The 4650-nt window shown below is 69.7% G+C and carries 6 protein-coding genes; all 6 read left to right on the top strand.

Annotated features, from left to right (window positions below; all coding sequences use genetic code 11):
* Positions 1-390, top strand: a 390-nt coding sequence (locus E1283_RS32310; protein ID WP_132821719.1) for an SRPBCC family protein, incomplete at its 5' end; no start/stop codon positions are given.
* Positions 391-429: 39 nt separating this feature from the next.
* The gene (ehuB, locus tag E1283_RS32305) at positions 430-1344 is read left to right on the top strand and encodes an ectoine/hydroxyectoine ABC transporter substrate-binding protein EhuB (protein WP_132821720.1); all 915 of its coding nucleotides are present in this window, start codon (positions 430-432) and stop codon (positions 1342-1344) included.
* The gene (gene ehuC / locus E1283_RS32300) at positions 1341-2099 is read left to right on the top strand and encodes an ectoine/hydroxyectoine ABC transporter permease subunit EhuC (RefSeq protein WP_132821718.1); all 759 of its coding nucleotides are present in this window, start codon (positions 1341-1343) and stop codon (positions 2097-2099) included. The genes ehuB and ehuC overlap by 4 nt, the downstream gene beginning before the upstream one ends.
* Positions 2096-2755 carry an ectoine/hydroxyectoine ABC transporter permease subunit EhuD gene (gene ehuD / locus E1283_RS32295; protein WP_132821717.1) on the top strand — a complete coding sequence of 220 codons (660 nt, stop codon included), beginning with the start codon at positions 2096-2098 and terminating at the stop codon, positions 2753-2755. Before ehuC ends, ehuD begins: the two co-directional genes overlap by 4 nt.
* Before the next feature lie 7 nt (positions 2756-2762).
* Positions 2763-3593 (top strand): ectoine/hydroxyectoine ABC transporter ATP-binding protein EhuA, encoded by an 831-nt coding sequence (gene ehuA / locus E1283_RS32290; protein WP_132821716.1) that lies wholly within the window; start codon positions 2763-2765, stop codon positions 3591-3593.
* Between the two features lie 128 nt (positions 3594-3721).
* Positions 3722-4480: an IclR family transcriptional regulator gene (locus E1283_RS32285; RefSeq protein ID WP_132821715.1), complete on the top strand. Its 759-nt coding sequence runs from the start codon at positions 3722-3724 to the stop codon at positions 4478-4480.
* Positions 4481-4650: the final 170 nt, after the last annotated feature.

Here is a 4650-nt window from a genome sequence, read left to right as displayed (position 1 = left end):
GTCGCCCGCCCGGCCGGCGACGTGTACGCCTACGCCTCCCAGCCGGTCAACCTGCCCCGCTGGGCCCACGGTCTCGGCACCTCGGCCGAGGAGGTGGGCGAGGGCGAGTGGTTCGTCGACTCGCCCATGGGGCGGGTGCGGATCACGTTCGCGCCGAACAACGAGTACGGCGTGGTGGACCACGACGTGACGCTGCCGTCCGGGGAGACGGTGCACAACCCGATGCGGGTGATCGGGGACGGCCACGAGGCGTGCGAGGTGGTGTTCACGCTGCGCAGGCGGCCCGGGACGAGCGATGAGGAGTTCGAGCGGGACGCGGCGGCGGTGGCGGCGGATCTGGCCCGGCTCGCGGAGCTCATGGAGCGGCGGGCGGATAACGACGGCGAATAGGTGCGCATGGATCCGCCCATGATGGGTAGCCGCGCGGCCATGGCTCCACCGAGAGAATTTCCACGACCATTTCAGAGATATCCGGAGACGAAAGGCGTCAGCCGCAGGTCCCTGCTGGCCGGGATGGCGGCTTTCGGGGCGCTGGGCGCCGCCGGCTGCTCACGGGTCGCCGCGCAGGGAAAGGTGGAAGGAGGCGATCTGCTGGACCGGCTGCGCGACAGCGGTTCCGTGAAGATCGGTATCGCCAGCGAGCCGCCGTTCGGTTATATCGACGACCAGGGCGAGCCCACCGGCGAGGCGCCGGAGGTCGCCAAGGTCATCTTCCAACGGCTCGGTGTGGAGAATGTCACACCCGTTCCGGTGGAATTCAGCGCGCTGATTCCGGGGCTCAAGGCGCAACAGTTCGACGTGGTGTCCGCCGGGATGTACATCAATCCCACCCGGTGCGCCCAGGTCCTGTTCTCCGACCCCGACTACGTCATGCTCGACGCGTTCATCGTGCCCGCGGGCAACCCGAAGGGGCTGCGCGACTACGACGACATCGCCGAGCAGGGCCTGGTGCTGGCCACCGGCCAGGCGTACGCCGAGATCGATTACGCGGAGGCCGCGGGCGTCCGCGACATCCTGATCCTCCCGGACCAGGTGGCCGGGCTCGACGCGGTGGTGCAGGGCCGCGCCGACGCGTTCGCCGGAACCAATGTGACGGTCCAGGGAGTCGTCGAGGGCAACAGCCGGGTCGAGGCCAACGAGCCGTTCCAGCCCATGGTGGACGGCGAGCCGGCCTACGGCGCCGGCGGCTTCGCCTTCCGCCCCTCCGAGAAGAATTTCCGCGACGCGTTCAACGAGGAACTGCTGGCGATCCGGGAGAGCGGAGAGCTACTCGAGATCGTGGCGCCCTTCGGCTTCACCGAGGCGGAGATGACCGATCTCACGGCAGAGGAGTTGTGCCGATGATGACGGAGGGAATGTTCACCAACTACTTCCTGCCGGGAATCTGGATCACCATTCAGGTCACCGTGTTCAGCGCGGCACTCGGCGTTGTCGTGGCGTTTCTCATCGGCACGCTGCGCACCTCACGCCTCTGGATAGTCCGCTTTCTCGCGGGTTGCTACTTCGAGATCTTCCGTGGCATGTCGGCGCTGATCCTGATGTTCTGGCTGGTGTTCGCGCTGCCGCTGATGCTCGGCTGGCAGCTGGTCCCGATGTGGGCGGGCGTGCTCGCGCTCGGGCTCACCTACGGCGCCTACGGCGCCGAGGTGGTGCGCGGCGCGTTGGCGGCCGTGCCGGTGGCACAGCGCGAGGCGGGGGTCGCGTTGGGCTTCACGCGGGTGCAGCGGCTGCGGCGGATCGAGATCCCGCAGGCCTGGCCCGAGATGGTGCCGCCGTTCAACAACCTGCTGATCGAGCTGCTCAAGGGCACCGCGCTGGTGTCCACCATCACCGTCGCCGACATGGCGTTCGCGGGGAACCTGGTGCGGCTCGGCAGCAACGAGAGCGCGCCGGTCTACACCCTGCTGCTGGTGCTCTACTTCGCCATGGCCTTCGTCCTCACCCGCGGCATGCGGGTGCTGGAACGTCACGCCAAGGCGAGCGTCGGGCAGACGATCGAGCGGCGCGGCCTGTTCGCGCGCCGAAGGCCGCCCGCGCCCACGCTGGGCGCTCCCGACGCGGAGGCGCTGCCGGCCGGTGGAACGGTGGGTACGCGATGAATCTCGACTGGAACTGGGACGTCGTCGGCGACTTCATGCCGGTGTTCTGGGAGGGGGTGGCGATCACCCTCCGGGCGCTGTTCCTCGGCAGCCTGACGGCCTTCGCGCTCGGCCTCGTCTGGGCACTGGCGCTGCGCTCCCCCTACGCGTGGGTGCGGTGGCCGGTGACGGCGTTCACCGAGTTCGTCCGCAACACCCCGCTGCTGGTGCAGCTCTTCTTCCTGTACTACGTGCTGCCCGAGTGGGGGCCGTCGATGTCGGCGCTCACCACCGGGATCGTGGGCCTCGGCCTGCACTACTCGACGTACACCGCCGAGGTCTACCGCGCCGGCATCGACGGGGTCCCCGTCGGCCAGTGGGAGGCGGCCACGGCCCTCAGCCTGCCGCGCGGCCGCACCTGGCTGGCCGTGATCCTGCCGCAGGCCATCCGTCGGGTGCTGCCGGCGCTCGGCAACTACGTCATCGCGATGCTGAAGGACTCCCCCATGATCGCCGTCATCGGGGCGCTCGACATGTTCGGAGAGGCCCGGAACTTCAGCAACGAGACCTTCACCACCGAGGCGTACACGATAGTCGGCCTCGCCTTCCTCGTGATCGCCTATCCGGCCTCTCTGCTGATCAGATTCCTGGAGCGTCGTCTTGTCCTCACCAGCTGACCCCCCGATGCAGACCCCCCCGACCAACGACGGCGGGACCAACGACAGCGGAACCAACGGCACCCGGGCCAACGGCTCGGAGCTGGTCCGCTTCGACAAGGTCACCAAGCGGTTCGGCGGGACCACCGTCCTCGACCGGCTCGACTTCTCGGTGTCCACCGGCAAGCACGTGACCCTGATCGGCCCGTCCGGATCCGGCAAGACCACGATCCTGCGGCTGCTGATGACCCTGGTGCGGCCCGACGAGGGCACCATCCGGGTCGACGGCGACTACCTCACCCACGAGGAGCGCGGCGGCCAGCTGGTCAAGGCCGGCGACCGGCACGTGCGGGAGGTGCGGAAGAAGATCGGCATGGTCTTCCAGCACTTCAACCTCTTCCCCAACATGAAGGTGCTGCGGAACGTCACCGAGGCGCCCGTGCACGTGCTCGGCCTGGACAAGGACGAGGCCGAGCAGCGGGGCCGCGAGCTGATCGAACTCGTCGGGCTCACCGAGCAGTTGGACAAGTACCCGAGCCAGCTCTCCGGCGGCCAGCAGCAACGGGTGGCCATCGCGCGGGCGTTGGCGATGCGGCCGCAGGTGCTGCTGCTCGACGAGGTGACGTCGGCGCTCGACCCGGAGCTGGTGGCCGGCGTGCTGGACGTGCTGCGCGACATCGCGACGACCACGGACATCACCATGCTGGTGGTGACCCACGAGATGAACTTCGCCCGGGACATCTCGGACGCCGTGTTGATGTTCGACCAGGGGCGGATCGTGGAGTCGGGATCGCCGGACAAGATGTTCAGCGACCCGGAACACGACCGCACCCGCGAGTTCCTGAGCACCGTATTGTAAACGCCGCTGGCCGCTGAGCCACCGATCCGGCACACGTAGCGACGAACGGTGTCATTGGGCGCAACTGATGGCCCGTTCGTCGCTACGCTTGTACGAGCGAATACGGGGAGGACCGGCAGGAGGCCGATGTGGCGATCACGTCCGGGCGCACCGTGCCCACCCATGCGGTGCGGTACGCGCTGCGTCTGCTCGAGACGGTGGCCGACCACCCCGACGGCCTCACGGAGGAGCGGCTGTCGCAGCGTGCCGGCCTGCCGTCCGGTCAGTCGGCGGGTCTGCTTCCCGGTCTGGTGCGGCAGGGCTACCTGCGGCAGCTGCCGGACGGCACGTTCGTCGTCGGCGACGCGCTGCTCGCGCTGACCGCCGGCCCCGACCGGCAGCTGGTGCGGCGCGAGCGTCTGCAACAGGCGTTGGACGCGTTGCGGGACGCGGTGGGCGCGGCGGTCTATCTGGCGCGTTACACGGACGGCGAGTTGGAGGTGGCCCAGGTCTCGGAGACGCCGCAACTGCCGGTGGTCAACGAGTGGGTCGACTTCCGCTCGGCGGCGCACGCCACCGCGATCGGCAAGTGCCTGCTGAGCCAACTCGACCACGACGGGCGGCAGGACCACCTCTCGCGCCACCGGGCGGCGCGGCTCACCTCGCGCACCATCACCGACCAGCGCACCCTGCTCAGCGCGTTGGACCGGCAGCCGGCCACGATGCCGATCCTGGACATCCAGGAGTACGCGGTCGGCACGATCTGCGCGGCCGTTCCGCTCACGGCGGGCGCCGCCGTCGGCTGCCTGGCCCTGTCCCTCCCGGTCGGCGAGGCGCACCGACTCCGCGGCGCGGCCGAGGCCCTCAACCGCCAGGCGGCGCCGACGCTGTTGTCCCTGGCGTTGTAGGCGACGACGGCCTCGCGGCCCACCGCCGGCGACGAGGCCGGGCACGGCAAGCTCAGGCGGGCGGCGCCCGGACAGGGCCTAGTCGGTGACCACCTGGAGCAGGGGCCCGGGGGCGTACCACCCGGGCCGATGGGCCTGGGGGCGGGACTCCCGGCTGTGGAGGCGGGTCT

This window comes from Streptomyces hainanensis (assembly GCF_004348415.1).
In the GTDB taxonomy this organism is placed as follows: domain Bacteria; phylum Actinomycetota; class Actinomycetes; order Streptomycetales; family Streptomycetaceae; genus Streptomyces; species Streptomyces hainanensis.
The sequence above is the reverse complement of the archived record's forward strand: the minus strand, read 5'-3'. Positions and strand labels throughout refer to the sequence as shown.